Origin of the sequence: Streptomyces sp. NPDC050433 (genome assembly GCF_044458565.1) — a bacterium.
Lineage (GTDB): Bacteria > Actinomycetota > Actinomycetes > Streptomycetales > Streptomycetaceae > Streptomyces.
The window spans coordinates 12,897-30,467 of record NZ_JBITIB010000011.1 but is presented as its reverse complement, the minus strand read 5'-3'; the positions used below and the strand labels follow the sequence as shown (position 1 = coordinate 30,467).

The following is a 17,571-nucleotide window of genomic DNA, read 5'->3' as shown; positions in this document are numbered from 1 at the left end:
CCGCAGCAGGCCTCAGAACGCCCCGTACACGGCCGTGACCAGCGAGTACTCAGCCAGATCCGGTCAGATCAGATCCACCAGATCGGCGATGGAGTCGACGATCGTGGAGGGCCGGAACGGATAGCGGTCGACATCGTCGGGCTTTGTCAGACCGGTCAGCACCAGGAACGTCTCCATACCGGCCTCAAGACCGGCCAGCACGTCGGTGTCCATCCGGTCGCCGATCATCGCGCTGGTCTCGGAGTGCGCGCCGATGGCGTTCAGCCCGGTGCGCATCATCAGCGGGTTCGGCTTGCCCGCGAAGTACGGGGCCTTGCCGGTCGCCTTGGTGATCAGCGCGGCGACGGAGCCGGCGGCGGGCAGTGGGCCCTCGGCCGAGGGGCCGGTCTCGTCGGGGTTCGTGCAGATGAAGCGGGCGCCGTCGTTGATCAGCCGGATCGCCTTGGTGAGGGATTCGAAGCTGTACGTACGGGTCTCGCCGAGCACCACGTAGTCCGGGTCGTGGTCGGTGAGGATGTAGCCGATGTCGTGCAGCGCCGTCGTGAGACCGGCCTCGCCGATGACGTACGCGGTGCCGCCGGGGCGCTGGACGTCGAGGAACTTGGCGGTCGCGAGCGCGGACGTCCAGATGTTGTCCACGGGCACGGCCAGACCCATGCGGGAGAGCCGGGCCTGGAGGTCGCGCGGGGTGTAGATGGAGTTGTTGGTGAGGACAAGGAAGGGCTTGCCCGAGTCCCGCAGCCGCTTGATGAAGGCCTCGGCACCGGGGATGGGGGTGCCTTCGTGGACGAGGACACCGTCCATGTCGGTGAGCCAGGAATCGATCGGCTTGCGCTCTGACATGTGACGGACTCCTGCCGTACGCAGTGTGCTGGTGGCGCCGGGGGCACTGCTCCGTGCCGCTCGGGGACCCCAGCCTAATCAGGTACCGATGATCTTGGCGCTCGGAGGGTGGCGGGGCCAGGAGCGCCGGTGGCGGTGGACGGCGCCTCAGTTGCCGGTGGCCGTCTTCCAGGAGGCTATGTAGCCGCCGAGGCTGGGCTCGATCTTCTGCCAGTTGGGCTCGAAGAGCGTGACGCCGTCGAGGAGCCTGGCCAGCTCGATGGCGTTCTCGTCGGTGGGTCTGACGTCCGTACGTGCGGGGAAGCCGCCGCCGATGCCGCTGACCTGCTTCTGTGCCTTCTCGGTGAGCATGTAGTTGAGGAGCTTCTTGCCGTTGCCGCTGTGCGGGGCGCCGTCGACGACACCGGCTCCGTAGTACATGGCGAACGTCGTCGGCTTGCCGCCCTCCCTCGCCGGGAACCAGATCGCGATGTTCGACAGGCTCTTGGACTGCTCGAAGTTCGTCTGGACGTCACCGTTCGCGACGAGGATCTCGCCCTTGTCGACCTTGGCCGCGAGCTTGAAGGTGGAGGGGGTGGGGCCGACGTTGTTCGCTTCGAGCTGCTTCAGATAGTCCATGGCGGGCTCCTCGCCGCCGAAGTCCTGCATGGCCTTGATGAGCAGGCCCGTACCGTCGCCGGCGATTCCCGGAGTCGAGTACTGGATCTTGTGCTGGTACTTGGGGTCCAGCAACTCTTCCCAGGTGGCCGGAGGGTCCGTCAGTTCCTTCTTGTTGTATATGAAGCCGAAGTAGTTGTTGACGATCGACGTCCACCGGTTGTCGGCGGACTTGACCGAACCGTGCACGCGGTCTGAGCCCTTCGGGTCGTACGACGCCAACAGCCCCTTCCGCTCCGCCTGTTGGATGTACGGCGGCAGGGCGACGACGACGTCGGCGAGGGGGGCGTCCTTCTCGCGGGCGACCCGGTCGACCATCTCGCCGGAACCGCCCTCCACGTACTTCACCTTGATGCCGGTGTCCTTCTCGAAGTCGGCGAAGACCTTGTCGTACCAGCCGTCGCCCTCGACCCCCTTGAGCCCGTCGGCGCTGTAGACGGTGACGGCCTTCGCCTCGGAGCCGCCCGCGCTGCCGCATCCGGTGAGCGAGGCGGTGAGGACGAGACTGCCGGCGACGGCGGTGAGCGGGGTGCCGCAGGTTCGAAGGGCTCTGAAGGTGCGGGAGTTGCGGGGCATGACGGTTCGTATCTCCTAGCGGGCGACGGCTCGGGGCGGGGCGGGGCGTCGTCCCGTACATCCGTCCACCAACACGCCCGCTCACCACCCGTAGATCACAGAGGACCCGCGGAAATGGCGATGTCGAGGACCACGCACGCGACTTCGTGGGTCGCGGGGATGGTCGGACTCCGGAATCGCTTCGTTCAGGCCCAGGACGAGCACGAGAGTACCGCCCACGGCGCGGCCTGGCTGCGCCCGCGCAAGGATCGAGACAGTGTCAGCGGCGTTTGCGCGGGCGGCGGAGGCCGATGATCAGCGCGACACCGGAGAGGACGAGCACCGCGGCGGCGATGGCGGGGCCGGCGAAGGAGCCGGAGCCGGTGTCGGCGAGTGCGCCGATTCCGAGGGGGGCCGAAGAGTCTTTGTGGCGCTCGGAGTTGGGGGTGGAGCCGGCGGTGGGCGTACGGCGCGGGTCGCCGGGTGCGGTGTCCGTGCCGTCCTTGGTGCTGGGGTTGGGGTTGGGGTGGGTGCTGGTCTCCGTGTCCGTCGCGCCTCCCACGGAGAAGCGGTAGTCGTTCGACTCCCCCACCCAGTCACCGTCACCACCGCGCCGCTGCACCGTCGCCGCGTTCGCCACGACCTTGTTGGCACCGGCGGCAGCCGTGAAGGCCAGCCTCACCCGTACAGTGACGGTCTGTTGGGCCGGAACGGCGAAGCCGGGGAAGCCGCCTTCGAGGACGGCGATCGTCTCGTCGTCGTCCGACTTCTCCAGCGACATGGTCCGCCATCTGCCCTTGTCGTCGGTGAGTTGGAGCTTGACCTCGGCGGCGGTGAGGGATCGGTGACGGTCGCTGAGCACGATGACGGGGTGGATGTTGTGGCAGGCCTCGTCGGTGCTGTTGCTGAGATCGATGGACCAGCTCTGCGGCGGACCGCCGGGGCGGTAGTCGTCGGGGCCGCCGTGGATGCGCGCGTCGATGGGGAAGTCGGAGTCGGACGCCTTGCCGCAGCTCGGCTGCCGGTCGGCCCCTGGGCCGGGGCCCGGCCCGTCGCCCGGGTCCGGTACGGAAGCGGCGCCGGCGATCGTGGCGGGCAGCGCGGTGGGCACGATCGTGCCGACGGTGATTCCGACAGCTCCGATGGCTCCGAGGGTTCCGGTGACGAGGGCGGGGCGCAGTCGCATGGACCCGACGCTGCCACGGGTCGGCCGCCGGGCCGGGGAGCCACATCCGGGCATGGTCCGAAAATCGTACGAATACCTCCCAACGGCCCTGCCCGCCGACGAGCGCAGGATCAGCCGCCACCCGTCGGCGCCATCAGCCCCACCGGCCCCGGCCGCCCCGCCCGCCCCCGTCCGAAAACCCGCGCATGACCGAACACCGGCGCGAGGACCTGTTGCGCGGCGCCTTCGGCGACCGGGTGCGTTCCGCCGTCGGCCAAGGCCACCGGAACGACGGGGCCCCGCGCACGCTCTTCGAGTACGGCTCCGACTCCCGTGACGAACCGCTCCTCGGCCGCGACCACGACCCGTCCCCCGAGCAGCACCCGGTCGATGTCGAGCAGCCCGACGAGGTTCGCGGCCCCGGCGCCCAGCACCCGCGCGGCCTCCGCCAGGTCGCCGCGCGCGACCGCCGCCAGGCACAGCGCCTCGATGCAGCCGCGATTTCCGCAGTCGCACAGCGGCCCGTCGAGCTGGATGACCTGGTGCCCGAACTCGCCCGCGCCGGTGCGGTCGCCCCGGTAGAGGGCGCCGCCGAGCACGAGGCCGGCGCCCAGGCCCGTACCGAGGTGGAGGTAGGCGAACGAGTCGCCGGGACCGCGCAGCGCGAGGCCGAGTGCGGCGGCGTTCGTGTCCTTGTCGAGGACGACCGGCAGGCCGAGGCGGGCGGCGAGCGCGTCGCGCAGCGGGAAGCCGTCCCACTGGGGGAAGCCGGTGACGCGCTGGGGCACGCCGGTGGTGTGGTCGAGCGGGCCGGGCATGGCGACACCGACGCCGAGCAGGCTGCCGGGGTTCGCCGCGCCGCGCGCGGCCAGGTGGCGAGTGATGTCCGCTTGGCGCTCCGCCTCCGCCCGTACCGACTCCACCTGCGCCGCCGCGGTCTCGACCACCTCGGCCGCCCCGGCGCCCAGGTCGAACGGCACCGTACGGGCCGCGACCGGCGTGCCGGCCAGGTCGACGACGACGGCCGTCAGTTCGTCGCGGTCCAGATGGAGGCCCACGGCGTGCGCGGCGGAGGGGACCAGACACAGCACGGTCCGGGGTTTGCCGCCGGTGGACGCCCGGTGGCCGGCGCCGGCCGCCAGGCCCTCCGTACGGAGCCTGGCCGTGATCTTGCTGACCGCCTGCGGGGTGAGGCCGGTGGACTCGGCGAGTTCGAGACGGCTGATGCCGGCCTCGCCCGCCGTACGGAGCAGGTCGAGCACCAGCGCGGAGTTGTAGCTGCGCAGCGACGGCAGATTCGCGCCGGTGTGCGGGCCTGGATGCGCGCCCGCGTGCACCCCCGTACGGATGCCTGCCGGTACGCCCTCAGCCATGCTCTCGCCACCTGCCATTCCCGTGCCGGACTCGCTGCCGCCGTTGACTGTGCCGTGGTCTGTGCCGTTGTCTCTGCTGCCTTCACCGTTGCCCACGCTGTCATTGTCCCGCGCGCTTGCACTATGGCAACACCGTTGCTTAAGTGGAAGGCATGACTGGCACCAGCACCCCTCTGCGCGTCGCACTCGTGGGCTACGGCCTCGCGGGCTCCGTCTTCCACGCCCCGCTGATCTCCGCGACCGACGACCTCGTCCTCGACACGGTCGTCACCTCGAACCCCGAGCGCCAGGCGCAGGCGCGCGGCGAGTTCCCCGACGTCCGGTTCGCCGTGTCGCCGGACGAGCTGTGGGAGCGGGCCGACGAGCTTGACCTGGTCGTGATCGCGTCGCCGAACAAGACGCATGTCCCGATCGCGACCGCCGCGCTGAAGGCGGGCCTGCCGGTCGTCGTGGACAAGCCGATCGCCGGCACCGCCGCCGAGGCACGCGCCCTGGCCGCCCTCGCCGAGGAGCGGGGGCTGCTGCTCTCCGTCTTCCAGAACCGCCGCTGGGACAACGACTTCCTGACTCTGGCCCGCCTCGTCACGACCGGCGAGCTGGGCGACGTACAGCGCTTCGAGTCGCGGTTCGAGCGGTGGCGTCCGGAGACCAAGGGCGGCTGGCGCGAGTCGGGAGTGCCGGAAGAGATCGGAGGGCTGCTGTACGACCTGGGCAGCCATGTCGTGGACCAGGCGCTGGTGCTGTTCGGTCCGGCGGCGCTGGTGTACGCGGAGTCCGACGTACGCAGGCCCGGTGCGGCGGCCGACGACGACACGTTCATCGCCCTCACCCACACCAGCGGGGTCCGCTCACACTTGTATGTCAGCGCCACGACGGCCCAACTCGGCCCGCGCTTCCGGGTGCTGGGCTCCAAGGCCGGCTATGTGAAGTACGGCCTGGATCCCCAGGAGGCCGACCTGCGCGACGGCCGACGGCCCAACACCCCGGAAACGGCCGGAAACTGGGGTACGGAGCCCGAGTCGCTGTGGGGCCGGATCGGGTCCGGCGAGTCCCCCGCGACGGGTGGCGGCAACCCGGTGGAGAGCACACCCGGCGACTACCCGGCGTTCTACGCGGGTGTGGCGCGGGCACTGCGCGACGGTACGGCGCCGCCGGTGACCGCCCACGAGGCCGCCGCGGCGCTGGACGTCCTGGAGGCGGCGCGCCGGTCCGCCCGCGAGGGTGTCACGGTCGCGATCGGGCACTCGTCATGACGGCGCGCGACGCCCGCGCGCTGCCGACGGTGGCCGAACTGGAGGCGCAGGAGGAGCGGTTGGTCCTGCCGCACTTCACGTACGACGACGCGTGGGCGCTGGGCAGCATGCTCGTACAGCTGTCGCGGGAGCGCGAGGCGCCGGTCGCGATCGACATCCGGCGGGGCGGGCAGCAGCTGTTCCACAGCGCGCTGCCGGGCTCGTCGGCGGACAACGACGCCTGGATCGACCGCAAGCGGCGGGTCGTGGAGCGGTACGGCGCCAGTTCGTTCCTGGTCGGTACGCGCTTCCGCGCCAAGGGCAGCACGTTCGAGGACTCCTCGCGACTCGACCCGGACCGGTACGCGGCTCATGGCGGCTCGTTCCCGATCACCTTGGAGGGAGCGGGAGTTGTCGGCACGGTGACGGTCTCGGGTCTCCCGCAGGAGGAGGACCACGCACTGGTGGTGGAGGCGCTGGAGCGGATGATGAGCCAGATGCTGGAGCAGGTGCTGCGTCGCTGACGTACCGTCAGCGATCCTCCGCCAGTGACGTACCGTCAGGTCTTGATCTCGCGGAACCCCGGAACGCTCGCGACGAGCAGCGTGCCGTCCCACAGGCGCAACGCGTCCTCGGGCACCGGTGTCTCGGTGACGACAGGGCCGAAGAACGCGTGCCGGGCTCCGGAAGGGTGGGTGACGGCCAGCACCGGCGTACCCACCTCCCCGACGACCAGGCTCATCGCCTCCTCGTGCGAGGCGCGCAGCGCGGGGTCGTGGTCGGTGGCGAATCCGGCGTCGGCCAGCGCCACCGGCAGCCCCGCGCCGCCCAGGGCCTCGGCGATGTCGCCGATCCACTCCCGCCGGCCGCCGTCCGGCGCGGTCCAGAGGGCGTCGTAGAACCTGCCGAGCGCCGCGTGCCCGTGCGACGTCTGGATCGCGGCGCACACGCGGGCGGGAATCCAGAGGTAGCCCTCCTCGTCGCCCTCGGGGTCGACGTCCTTGCCCTCGTTCAGCACCGCGAGGCTCATCACGCGCCAGCGGATGTCGAGCGGGCGCTGTTCGGCGACGGTGCCGATCCACGACGCGGTGACACGGCTCAGCGGGCAGGCGGGGTCGAACCAGAAGTCGACGGTCCATCGACCGGTCCCCATCGGACTGCTCCCCCCGTCGATCCGTCCCCACCGAACCCGCGATGCCGCAAACCCGCACCCCCGCAGCCGAGTCACATCACGCTCACGCGTCCTTGAGCTGCTGGCGCTGCCGCCCCAGTCCTTCGATCTCCAGCTCGACGACGTCCCCCGCCCGCAAGTAGGGCTTCGGCTCCGGCTGCCCGAGCGCCACGCCCGCCGGCGTACCGGTGTTGATGACATCGCCCGGATAGAGCGTCATGAACTGACTGACGTAGCGTACGACTTCGGCCACCGGGAAGATCTGCTCGGCCGTCGTCCCGTTCTGCTTCAGCTCCCCGTTCACGGACAGCGTCAGCGACAGCGCCTGCGGGTCCGGCACTTCGTCGGCCGTCACGAGCCACGGGCCGAGCGGGTTGAACGTCTCGCAGTTCTTGCCCTTGTCCCACTGGCCGCCGCGCTCGATCTGGAACGCGCGCTCGGAGACGTCGTGGGAGACGGCGTAGCCCGCGACGTGCGCCAGCGCCTCCTCCTGGGATTCCAGATAGCGGGCGGTGCGGCCGATGACGACGGCCAACTCCACTTCCCAGTCCGTCTTCACGCTCGTACGCGGTACGAGGACGGTGTCGTCCGGGCCGACCACCGTGTCCGGGGCCTTGAAGAAGATGATGGGCTCGGACGGGATGTCCGCGCCCGTCTCGCGCGCGTGATCGTGGTAGTTCAGCCCGATGCACACGATCTTGCCGATCCGGCCGACGGGCGGCCCGGTGCGCAGCCCGGTGGAGTCGACGACGGGCAGTTCGCCGGACGCGGCGGCGGCCCGTACCCGGTCCAGTGCGGCTTCGTCGGCGAGCAGCGCGCCGTCGATGTCCGTGACCAGTCCGGACAGGTCCCGCAGGGTCCCGTCCCCGTCGAGCAGCGCCGGGCGCTCCGCACCCGCCGTACCGACACGCAGCAGCTTCATGGTCTGTTCTCCCTCTGGTCGAGCGGATCGACCTGGTCGAGCGGGGGCCCGCCGACGGGTTGCGGCCGTCGGGGGACTGGCCGATCCTCCAAGACATCGGATCACTCTGCAAGACCCCGTTCACACCCTGGACCGCGCCGGCTCGGCGGACGCCGTGCCGCCCGAGGTGTTACGCGGCGGTGGCCAGCGCCCCCGCCGGCATGTCCCGGTAGAGGAAGGCCCGTTCGACGGCGGTCCACGTGGTGCTTGTCACGACGTACAGCGCGGCGGCCAGCGGCACCACGCCCACGGTCATGAGCGTCGCGAAGGACAGCAGCGGCATCAGCTTGGTCATCGCCCCCATGCCGGGCACCGGCTGCCCTTCCGGGCCCGCGGTCGGCGTCGGCATGGCGGCCATCTGCCGCTTCGTACGCCGGTAGTTGAAGGTGGCGACGGCCAGGACGATGGCGAAGAGCGCGACGTACACCAGGCCCGCTCCGCCGAGGATCCCGCCGTCGGCGAGCGCGTCCTTCCAGCGGTCGCCGAGCGGCGCGGCGCCGAGGGAGTGGCCGAGCAGTTCGTTCGGCGTGCCGCCGATCTCCCGGCTGGAGAAGAGGTGGTACATCAGGAAGAACGCGGGCAGTTGGAGCAGGCTCGGCAGACAGCCGGAGAGCGGTGAGACCTTCTCCTTCTTGTGCAGCTCCATGATCGCCTTCTGGAGGCGCTCGGGGTTCTTGGAGTGCTTCTTGCGCAGCGCGGCGATCTGCGGCGAGAGCTTGGTGCGGGCCTTCTGGCCACGGGCCGCCGCCCGCGAGAGCGGGTGGACCGCGAGCCGTACGCAGGCGGTGAAGACCACGATCGCCGCGGCGGTCGCGCCGCCGTGGAAGAGGGGCTGGAGCAGGTCGGCGAAGTGTCCGACCAGGGAGGCGAAGCCGGACAGGAAGACGGACATGGGTGAGCCCTCCGAGGGTCTCGTCGTGCCGGATGGGAGGCGCGGCGCCGGTGGCACGGCGCGGCTCGGCATGACGACCCGCGTGGGATCGATCGCTCGGCGGATCAGGGGTGGCGAAAGGGCCCTACGCGGTCGTCAGGACGGGACGACCGGGGGCTCGGGGCCTGGTGCGGCCCCGTGCGTCGGGATCTCGCTGCGGCAGGAAGGCCGTGCGCTGTTCGCGGTCGCGGATGGCCGTGCGGACCCGGGTGGGTGGTACGGCGGGGGCGCACCGGGCCGAGATGACGGCGGAGGCGGCGAACGCGGTGGAGGCCGCGGCGGTGGCGGCGAGGGCGACGGCGGCGGAGAGGCTGCCGGCGTCGACGAGAAGGACCTGGACGAGGCCGAGGAGCAGGAAGAACAGGAGGGCGGCTGAGCGCAGCGGCGGTGTCGCGCGTCGATTCATACCCTTCCTCCCTTCCCTGCGGTCGCGGCCCCTGTCTACGGTCACGGCCCTTCCCTGCGGTCGCGTCCTCAGCCCGTTTACATCCCTCCAGCCGTTATACACGATCGGTTTCGATGGGCAGAAGGAGACGCCGAGGGGCAAGCAGGGCCCGGCTCACCGGATTGTCCGGCTCCGGATCGAGTCCGCGCCCCGGCAGCATCTCCACATCGCGCGGCGGTACGGCCACGCCGCAGGCCGGGCACTCGCCGTAGGAGCCCAGCTCCGTCCCGCAGGCGGCGTGCCTGAACTCGCGCATCGGCAGAACGCCTTCGATGTGCTCGCGCCCCCAGACCCCGAGGGAGCGCACGACGGGCCACAGCGCGATGCCGCGCTCCGTCAGGACGTACTCGTCGCGCGGTGGCGACTCCTGGTAGCGGCGCCTCTCCAGGATGCCGGCCTGCTCCAGGCTCTTGAGGCGGGTGGCGAGGACGGCGCGGGGCACGCCGAGGTGGGTGAGGAAGTCGTTGTAGCGGCGCACTCCGTAGAAGGCGTCACGCACGACGAGCAGTGTCCAGCGCTCGCCGACGACCTCCAGGGCTCGGGCGATCGAGCACTGCTGGGACGAGTAGTCCTTGCCGAGGGCCATGACCTCACCTTAACCAATCAAAGGTTCGATGAACGAACTCACCATGCTACGGTCGGCACGCTCATGAGTTCATTCACCGAACCTTGAAGGGTGGCATCTCCCCATGCCCTCGACGCCCCTACCCTCGACGCCCGCGACCACGAGCCCTGTCACCAGCACCAGCACCAGCACCAGCGCCTCTCACGACCGCGCCGGCGCCACGCTCGCCGTCACGAGCGCGGCCACGACCGTCGCGCTGATGAACTACACCGTCCCGATGCTCACGCTCCCCGACCTGACCGCCGACTTCGGCACCGCGACATCGGCCCAGGCCTGGCTCCTGAACGGCGCCCCGCTCGGCCTCGCGGCCCTCCTGCTGGTCGCGGGCAGCCTCGCCGACGACTACGGCCGACGCCGGCTCTTCCTCGCGGGCACCCTCGGTCTCGCCCTCACCACCGGCCTCGGCGCGCTGGCCGGCTCCACCCTCACCTTCACCCTCGCCCGCATCGCGCAGGGCGCCTCCAGCGCCGCGATCATCGCCAGCAGCCTCGGCCTCCTCGTGCACGCGTTCCCTCCGGGGCCGGGGCGGATCAGGGCCACCGGCGTCTGGGGAGCGTTCGTCAGCGCGGGAATCGCCACCGGGCCGCTGCTCGCCGGGGCGCTGGGTACGTACGGCTGGCAGCAGCCGTACGCCGTACTCGCCACGGCCGCCCTCGTCGTCGCCGTCCTCGCCTTCCGTACGCTCGCCGAGTCCCGCGCGCCGCGCGGCGGACGCCCCGACCTGGCGGGCGCCGTCGTACTCGGCGCGGCCATGACCGCCCTGCTGAGCGCGCTGACGCTGGGGCGCGATGGGTGGCTGCGGACGCCCGTCGTTCTGCTGCTGGTGGCCGCCGCCGTCCTGACCGGCGCCTTCGCCGCCGTGGAGCGGCGCGGCGGCGCCCCGCTGATCGACCTGGGGCTGCTGGGGCGGCGGCCCTTCCAGGCAGCCACGGCGGGGGCGCTGATCACGGGGCTCGCCGTGATCGGGCTGTTCAGCTACCTGCCCACGCTGCTCATGCTGACCCTCGGCATCTCCCCGATGGGTGCGGCGGGCCTGTTCGTGCTCTGGTCCGGCACGGCCTTCCTGACCGCCCTCCAGACCCGCCGCCTCGCGGGCCGCGTGGCCGCCCGCCACCAGCTGGCACTGGGTTTCGCCCTGCACGCGGCCGGCGCCCTGTCGATGCTGGGCGCGGTGAGCGCGGGATCGTGGGGGCGGCTGGTACCAGGCCTCCTCGTCGCGGGCGCGGGCAGCGGCCTGCTCAACGCGGCGCTGCCCCGCCTGTCGGTCGAATCGGTCCCGCAGGAGCGCGCGGCGATGGGCTCGGGCGCGAACAACACGGCCCGGTACATCGGCTCCGCGGCCGGAGTCGCCCTGCTGATCGCGGTGGCGACATCGGCGAAGACCGCGGAGCACGGCACCGACCTCGCGATCCTGGTCTCCACGGGCCTGACGCTCCTGGGCACGGCGCTCGTACTGGCCCTGCGGGACGGACCGGCCGGCCGGAACTGAGGGGGGCACGTCCCGCATATGACCCATGCATTGTCTGCCCGTACACCCTCCGCCCGGACCGCCGTACAGCAGTACGGTGTGGACCATGCGCCCCGACATCCCTGCCGACCACACCACTGAAGCCGAGCGCCTGCTGCGCACAGCTGCCCAGTACCCCGAGGACCGCGAGCCCCTGCTCCTCCAGGCCGCGGCCCATCTGGAACTGGCCGACGCCCGCGACCGCGCCACCGGCCTCTACGACGACCTCCTCACCGGCGCCCCCGACCACCCCCACCTGGTGAAGGCACTGAAGGCCGCCAACCTGTGGGAGTACGGCCACGAGGCCGAGGCCCGCACGATCATCGACGGCCTGCGCATCGCCGAACCGCTGGAGCCGGCCCCCTGGGAGATCATGGCGGAGACGCTGGAGGCCCACGACGAACTCGAAGCGGCCCACGACTCCTACACCACGGCCCTGAACCTGCTCCTGACCCCCGGCGAGGAAGTCCCGTACTCCGCCGCCTCCCTCCTCCTCGGCCGCCACCGCCTGCGCCGACTGCTGGGCCTGGAACACGACGACTGGGACGCCCTCGGCGACCAGGTGAACAAGACGTCAGTCCCCCTCGACGAACTCCACGACCCGAAACGCATCTGGGCCCTCGGCTCCGACAACCCGGCCGAACTCCAGGCCGAGATCGCCCGCCTCCGCGCCGAACTGGGCTCCTACCGCTCGGCCCTCTCGCGCCCCTTCCCGGTCGCGGTCCTGCACTGGCCGGCCGCGGAACTGACGGAACTCCTCACGGCGTACCCCACCCTCCGCACGGAGTACCCCTCCCGCGAGGCCCACCTCGCCCAACTGGAGTCCTCCCTCCGCGAACTGGCCTCCACGGGCACCCCCAACCTGGGCATCGTGACAGGCACGGTCCCCTCCTACGAGGCCTTCGCGGCCTCCGAGGGCGCTTCCCCCTCGGACCCCAACCTGCTCCCCCAATACGCCACCACCCTCGCAGCCCGAGGCCGCGCCACCTCCTGGCCCCCGGCCCGCAACGCGGCGTGCTGGTGCGGCTCGGGGAGGGCGTACAGGGAGTGCCACGGGGCGGGTTAGCGGACAGCAAGTTCCCCGCTTTATCGTCCTTTCATCGAAGTCGTGCCAGTGATTGCTGCAACAAATTGAGCCGGACTTCAGTGAAGCCGGGAGGGCTGGGCGTAAGCCCGTCAGTGGATTGCCGGGTCTAGCCCTCCTCCTCATTTACCACACCCCAGTACCGACGGTGCGCACGCACAAACCTCTTCCTAATTTCATGACGCTCTACAGTCGTGAGCTTAGTTATCCTCGGCCGTGAACCGTCCGGGAATCTATCTACAACATTCAGACCATCCGTGAGATAGAGCGCACCGCGGTCGAGTTTTACATGGCAGTTAGGACAGAGGCATAGTACGTTTCCATCAACGTCAGGCCCATTGTTCGGCTTCCCCAGGGCCTGAATATGAGCACCCTCCGCATAGTTCAAACCATCCGGCCCGACAGCAAGAGCCAGACTACAGATTTGACAGGTGTATCCGTACAACCTCTTTATGCGTTGGGCGACAGCAGTATCTCGAACGATACGTTCAACAGTCGTTGTCTGCCGTCGCGGGGCACCATCGATCACGTCCTTGATTTGTTGCTCCATCGGCGTCAACTCCTGATTTTCATCCGAGAGTCGACGCAGCTTAAAGCGGCAGATCTGGAATCCGGACTTTCCATCTTCCGTCCACTCGCTAAGCACTCGATAGAGGCCATCATATCGATATCCACTAGTCGGCGAGTAAACTTCCTCACCATCACTGCCCCGGATAACACGCACGCTGTAGGCGCTCTCCCGGCTGCGACGCAGGCTGGCGTTCCCTGGATTTTCCCACGTTTGATCTTCCACTTGATGGCCTGTATTTGCATCTCGACCGCCGGCACCGGTATATATCACCTCGTCCCACAAATCGCGGTCGTCCTCGTATCCATTACTGAGGACGATTGCGTCGGCTGCCCTTTTGTCATGAGGATCAAGACCCCATGAGATGCCATCTTGATTCGCCTTGTGAAGACCAGCAGCTTTCACTTCCATGCGAGACTCGAAACGAGTACCTGGAAGAACCTCTACATGCCCGAAGACAGCTCTGTACGTTTTCTTTGCAGCCATGCCGGCATACTGCCGAACCACCCAAGAGGATTCGAACAGGCTGCGCCGCACAAACGTCCACTGTCTGAAAATGATCGAAGTATGGCTTACTTACGCCCTTCGTCGCGCGTGAGGGTAAGGGACCTTGCGGGCACCGAATGACTAACATCAAGGACGCAGGCTTAATGTCAAGATTTACCCTGAAATATCTGCTAATTCCTGATCACTCGAAGCTGTCGACGCCTAGAGGCTCGGGCCAGTCCGCCCCGTAACCCGGTTTGGGGCCTTTGAAGTGCTTGTACATCCAGGCGGTCCAACACGTCGAAACGAAGCGAATCTTTTGTCCGCGGGAGAACCTTGACGCGTTTCCGCCTCCCAGGTCGATGAACTGCGTCACCAAGGGACCGAGCTAATGCGGGCAGGCAGTGGATCCTACGCATAAGATGCCTGCCACGACCTCGAATCAATAGACTCTCCGACTTAAGCTCTCCGCACGAGCAGCTTTTTCCAACTGTGCTTCAAAGCGCATCTGGGCCCGATCAAGGGTTTCGTCAGGGTCGCAGCCGTGGGCGCGGACCCAGTGCAGGACATCGGCGACCAGGTCGATCGCCGCCTTCTCGGCGACCGCCACCGACAGAGGGCTTCCCTCTTCCGGCAGGGGTCGTTGAGCGGAGCCGTAGCGGACGATGCTCATCTCGGCCTGCCCAACGCGAGGATCGGGGTGCTCGTTCGGCGACTCCAGTCCCGTTGCCAAATCGCACCACACCACCTTCGAGTCGGCCCGAGAGATGACACCCCAGCGCTCGGCCACCGCATCGAGGATGATCAGGCCCCGCCCCGACTCAGTGCCGGATGCGGGAGCGAGAAGCATAGGCATCGCCCGCGTGTCCGGGTCGGTCAGCTCAATACGGAGGTGGGCACCGTCCGTTGAGACCGCGAGGGTGACCGGAGTTCCAGGACCGACGTGGTTGATCACATTCGCCACCAGTTCTGAAACGCAGATCTGAGCCATATCCTCCAGCTCCGACAGACCCCACAGCGAGAGATGCAGTCGCATCGCTCGGCGCACTCGGGCGACCACGCGCGGCTCGGCGGTGAACGGCACCTCCCACGGTCGCCGCTGAACGCAACCACTCTCCTGGTAGATGGCCATACCTCTGCTCCTTCCGCCGGGCGACCCACGTCGTCGCACCTGATTGAGCCAGCCGTGACGTTGCGTCACTCACCATGACAGAATGACAGCGGACATCCCTTCGTGCAATGTGCACGAGGGGATTAGCTCGAACGAGTGATTGTCGCGAGCGCTGCCTTCCGGTGGGATAGAACCCCCCTTACCGCAAGAGGAGTTGAAGTGGCCGGATCACCCACCGCACGGCGTCGCCGTCTGGCGATCGAGCTCAAGAAGCTGCGTGACGAGAGCGGCATGACCTGCAACCAGGTCGGCAAGGAACTCGACTGGAGCGGTTCCAAGGTCAATCGCATGGAGACGGGGCAGGGGCGGGTGCAGCCTTCGGACATTGATGCTCTGTGTCGCTTCTACGGCACGAACGACGAGCTGCGTGAGCTGCTGAAGTCCCTGGCCAAGGAGTCGAAGACCAAGGGGTGGTGGCACGCGCACGGTGATGCCGTGCCGTCGTGGTTCTCCGTGTACGTGGGACTGGAGCAGGCGGCGACCAACCTGCACACCTACCAGGGCGAGTTCATCCCCGGTTTGTTGCAAACACCCGAGTACGCCACGGAGTTGAGTCGGGTCACTCCTGACCAGGACCACGACGAGATCCCGCGTCTCGTCGATGTGCGCATGCGCCGTCAGCAGTTGCTGACGGAGAGCAAAGCTCCCGACTTCTGGGCGGTGATTCACCAGAGCGCCCTCATGCACGTGATTGGCAGCAGACAGGTGATGGCAGGGCAGCTCGAACGTATGCTGGATCTGGGGCAGCAGCGGAACGTGACGGTGCAAGTCCTGGCGTACGACGCGGGCGCTTACCCGACCACCGGCCCCTTCACCGTCCTTGGTTTTCCTGAGCAGGAGGATCCAGATGTGGTGTACCGAGAGGGTCTGACAGACTCGGTGTACCTCGAACTCCCCGCAGACGTACGGATCTACACGAAAGCCTTTGACCACTTCAGGGCCCTGGCTCTGAGCCCTCAGCGATCAGCCGCCTTGATTCGTTCAGCCTTGGAGGAGCACTCCCCATGACGTCGTCCCCCATCACCCCCCAGTGGCGAAAGAGCAGCTACAGCAATGGAGCCGGCGGAGAGTGCGTCGAAGTCGCTGAGCTGGCCGGCATAACCGCCGTACGCGACTCGAAGGTGCCTGCGGGGCCTCGGATCGCCATACAGCACGCCGCGTGGGCCGACTTCGTCGGCGCGCTGCGAACATCCCGCCTTGGCTGATCACCTTCAGGTTCCGGCAGGCGCGACAGCGGTCGCCGTGGTATGCGGTGCGATTTAGGCTGGAGTGGAGGACATCCGTTCCCTTGGTGGAGAGGAAGTGATCGCCATGGCGGGCCGGAGTCGCAGCGAGGTTGAGTCGGAGATCAAGGAGACTCTCGGTCTCGTGCCGCATTTCTTGGCGCAGATCCCCGATGACCTGCTGGATGCCGAGTGGGAGATCTTCAAGAGGATCGAACTCGGTGAGACGCTTATCCCGAACAAGTACAAGGAGCTGATGGGGATAGCGTTGCATTCGGAGACGAAGTGCCGCTACTGCACGCTCTTCCACACGGAGGCCGCGAAGATGTTCGGGGCCACCGATGAGGAGATTCAGGAAGCTGTGCACTACGCGAAGAACAGCGTCGGTTGGAGCGTGTACCTCAACGGTACCCGTGAGAACTACGACGAATTCGCGGAGGAACTCGGGCAGATGAAGGACTACATGGCAGCGAAGGGCTGACACCATGCGCCTTGAGTGGGCCCGGCCGGGTGTCGTACGAGCGACTGCTCACCCTTACGAACTCGCGGCGTTGGTGTCCGCCGCCCGGTTGGTGGCCGAGTCCGAGTCATCCGAGATCCCTCCGGAGGCGTTGGAACAGCTCCGTCAGATTCTCGATGAGTACGATGCCCAGGCCGTGCGTCTGCGTGAAGCTCCGTCCCCCGTGGACGGCGCCTGAGCGCAGGCGCTCTCCGCAGCCGTGCTTGTTCCACGACTTCAACCGCCGACCCGAGGAAGCACGTTGTCTGCACGGCACGACCTGGATGTGGAACGCGAGTTGTGGAACACCTACGCCGAGAGCAGCACCAAGGGCGACGTGCTCGACGGCGAGCCCGGCTTCCGGTGGACTCAGTACGCCGGGCACGGGCCGGGAGTTGAGTTGTTGGGTGAGCCCGAGTCCGTGCTTGAGATCGGTTGCGGCACGGGGCGTGCGGTGGCCTTTGTCGCTCAGCAGGGGGTGAAAGCGACCGGGGTCGATCTCTCCCCCGTCATGGTCGAGCGGGTCACCAGGCGTTGGGGATATGCCGGTGCGCGGTTCATCTGTGCTGACGCGGTCGGTCATCTGCGGGAGACCACGGAGACCTACGACGCCATTTACTCGATCTTCGGGGCCGTCTGGTTCGCCGATCCGGTGCGGCTCCTTCCTCTGATTGCGAAGCGCCTCAACCCCGGCGGCGTTCTCGTCTTCTCCCACCCCCCGGCCATCCCCGGAGCCTACGGACCACAGGGGATGTACAAGGGCGGCTTCGCTGGCAAGGCGATGTTCACCTATCGGTACAGCTACACACCTCGAAAGTGGCTCGGTCTGCTCAGCAGGAGCGGTTTCGCGCATGCCGACGCGGAGGTCCTGGATGCTCCGAAGCCCGGTCACATCGGCACGCTCCTCGTCCGCGCCACAGTCAGCTGAGCGCGGGGCCGTCAGGGCCGGAGCACCACCTGGGGCCGCGGAGTCGACCTCCAGCGAGGCACACGTGAATGACCTGATCAAGCCTGGTGGATCTCATCCGCACAGCCCTAACGTTCCAAGACTGAAGCGCTGATCCGTTCTTGGAAC

Annotated in this window: 19 protein-coding genes; 8 read left to right on the top strand and 11 right to left on the bottom strand. The window is 68.4% G+C overall.

Annotated elements, in window-relative coordinates; genetic code table 11:
• Positions 1–63 precede the first annotated feature (63 nt).
• The 4 genes from ACIBLA_RS15385 to ACIBLA_RS15370 form a co-directional block, all read right to left on the bottom strand.
• The gene (locus ACIBLA_RS15385) at positions 64–804 is read right to left on the bottom strand and encodes an HAD-IIA family hydrolase (RefSeq protein ID WP_399198961.1); all 741 of its coding nucleotides are present in this window, start codon (positions 802–804) and stop codon (positions 64–66) included.
• Between the two features lie 186 nt (positions 805–990).
• Positions 991–2,076 carry a 2-aminoethylphosphonate ABC transporter substrate-binding protein gene (locus ACIBLA_RS15380; RefSeq protein ID WP_363244103.1) on the bottom strand — a complete coding sequence of 362 codons (1,086 nt, stop codon included), beginning with the start codon at positions 2,074–2,076 and terminating at the stop codon, positions 991–993.
• Between the two features lie 259 nt (positions 2,077–2,335).
• Positions 2,336–3,241, bottom strand: coding sequence for a hypothetical protein (locus ACIBLA_RS15375; RefSeq protein ID WP_399198876.1), 906 nt, complete (start codon positions 3,239–3,241; stop codon positions 2,336–2,338).
• 110 nt (positions 3,242–3,351) lie between these two features.
• Positions 3,352–4,593: an ROK family protein gene (locus tag ACIBLA_RS15370; RefSeq protein ID WP_399198960.1), complete on the bottom strand. Its 1,242-nt coding sequence runs from the start codon at positions 4,591–4,593 to the stop codon at positions 3,352–3,354.
• 152 nt (positions 4,594–4,745) lie between these two features.
• Here ACIBLA_RS15370 and ACIBLA_RS15365 point away from each other — a divergent pair, with 152 nt between their 5' ends.
• Together ACIBLA_RS15365 and ACIBLA_RS15360 are read left to right on the top strand one after the other, a co-directional pair.
• Positions 4,746–5,846 carry a Gfo/Idh/MocA family oxidoreductase gene (locus tag ACIBLA_RS15365; RefSeq protein WP_363244106.1) on the top strand — a complete coding sequence of 367 codons (1,101 nt, stop codon included), beginning with the start codon at positions 4,746–4,748 and terminating at the stop codon, positions 5,844–5,846.
• Positions 5,843–6,349, top strand: coding sequence for a heme-degrading domain-containing protein (locus ACIBLA_RS15360; protein WP_363244107.1), 507 nt, complete (start codon positions 5,843–5,845; stop codon positions 6,347–6,349). Before ACIBLA_RS15365 ends, ACIBLA_RS15360 begins: the two co-directional genes overlap by 4 nt.
• 35 nt (positions 6,350–6,384) lie before the next feature.
• Here ACIBLA_RS15360 and ACIBLA_RS15355 read toward each other — a convergent pair whose 3' ends face one another.
• From ACIBLA_RS15355 to ACIBLA_RS15335, 5 genes are all read right to left on the bottom strand, one after another.
• Entirely contained in the window at positions 6,385–6,978 is a 594-nt protein-coding gene (locus ACIBLA_RS15355) for a disulfide bond formation protein DsbA (RefSeq protein WP_363244108.1), read from the bottom strand.
• An 82-nt stretch (positions 6,979–7,060) separates the two neighbouring features.
• Entirely contained in the window at positions 7,061–7,918 is an 858-nt protein-coding gene (locus ACIBLA_RS15350) for a fumarylacetoacetate hydrolase family protein (RefSeq protein ID WP_399198875.1), read from the bottom strand.
• A gap of 169 nt (positions 7,919–8,087) precedes the next feature.
• Positions 8,088–8,849 carry a YidC/Oxa1 family membrane protein insertase gene (locus ACIBLA_RS15345; RefSeq protein WP_399198874.1) on the bottom strand — a complete coding sequence of 254 codons (762 nt, stop codon included), beginning with the start codon at positions 8,847–8,849 and terminating at the stop codon, positions 8,088–8,090.
• 124 nt (positions 8,850–8,973) lie between these two features.
• Positions 8,974–9,294, bottom strand: coding sequence for a DUF6412 domain-containing protein (locus ACIBLA_RS15340; protein ID WP_363244111.1), 321 nt, complete (start codon positions 9,292–9,294; stop codon positions 8,974–8,976).
• Positions 9,295–9,388: 94 nt separating this feature from the next.
• Positions 9,389–9,919 carry a winged helix-turn-helix transcriptional regulator gene (locus tag ACIBLA_RS15335; protein WP_399198873.1) on the bottom strand — a complete coding sequence of 177 codons (531 nt, stop codon included), beginning with the start codon at positions 9,917–9,919 and terminating at the stop codon, positions 9,389–9,391.
• Between the two features lie 103 nt (positions 9,920–10,022).
• Between ACIBLA_RS15335 and ACIBLA_RS15330 the strand changes: the two genes are divergently transcribed.
• On the top strand, positions 10,023–11,447 hold the full coding sequence (locus ACIBLA_RS15330; RefSeq protein WP_399198872.1) for an MFS transporter: 1,425 nt from the start codon (positions 10,023–10,025) through the stop codon (positions 11,445–11,447).
• An 85-nt stretch (positions 11,448–11,532) separates the two neighbouring features.
• A complete protein-coding gene (locus ACIBLA_RS15325) occupies positions 11,533–12,531 on the top strand; it encodes an SEC-C domain-containing protein (protein ID WP_399198871.1) in 999 nt (332 codons plus the stop codon).
• 127 nt (positions 12,532–12,658) lie between these two features.
• On the opposite strand, the gene ACIBLA_RS15320 is transcribed toward ACIBLA_RS15325, so the two are convergent.
• Positions 12,659–13,603, bottom strand: coding sequence for a YDG/SRA domain-containing protein (locus ACIBLA_RS15320; protein WP_399198870.1), 945 nt, complete (start codon positions 13,601–13,603; stop codon positions 12,659–12,661).
• Between the two features lie 442 nt (positions 13,604–14,045).
• Positions 14,046–14,735 (bottom strand): ATP-binding protein, encoded by a 690-nt coding sequence (locus ACIBLA_RS15315; RefSeq protein ID WP_399198869.1) that lies wholly within the window; start codon positions 14,733–14,735, stop codon positions 14,046–14,048.
• 198 nt (positions 14,736–14,933) lie between these two features.
• Between ACIBLA_RS15315 and ACIBLA_RS15310 the strand changes: the two genes are divergently transcribed.
• The 4 genes from ACIBLA_RS15310 to ACIBLA_RS15295 all read left to right on the top strand — a co-directional run bounded on the left by ACIBLA_RS15310 (position 14,934) and on the right by ACIBLA_RS15295 (position 17,424).
• A complete protein-coding gene (locus ACIBLA_RS15310; protein ID WP_399198868.1) occupies positions 14,934–15,782 on the top strand; it encodes a helix-turn-helix domain-containing protein in 849 nt (282 codons plus the stop codon).
• Complete coding sequence (locus ACIBLA_RS15305; RefSeq protein ID WP_399198867.1) at positions 15,779–15,979, top strand: DUF397 domain-containing protein; 201 nt, start codon at positions 15,779–15,781, stop codon at positions 15,977–15,979. The genes ACIBLA_RS15310 and ACIBLA_RS15305 overlap by 4 nt, the downstream gene beginning before the upstream one ends.
• Before the next feature lie 64 nt (positions 15,980–16,043).
• The gene (locus ACIBLA_RS15300; protein WP_399198866.1) at positions 16,044–16,478 is read left to right on the top strand and encodes a carboxymuconolactone decarboxylase family protein; all 435 of its coding nucleotides are present in this window, start codon (positions 16,044–16,046) and stop codon (positions 16,476–16,478) included.
• A 280-nt stretch (positions 16,479–16,758) separates the two neighbouring features.
• Positions 16,759–17,424 (top strand): class I SAM-dependent methyltransferase, encoded by a 666-nt coding sequence (locus tag ACIBLA_RS15295; protein WP_399198865.1) that lies wholly within the window; start codon positions 16,759–16,761, stop codon positions 17,422–17,424.
• Positions 17,425–17,571 lie beyond the last annotated feature (147 nt).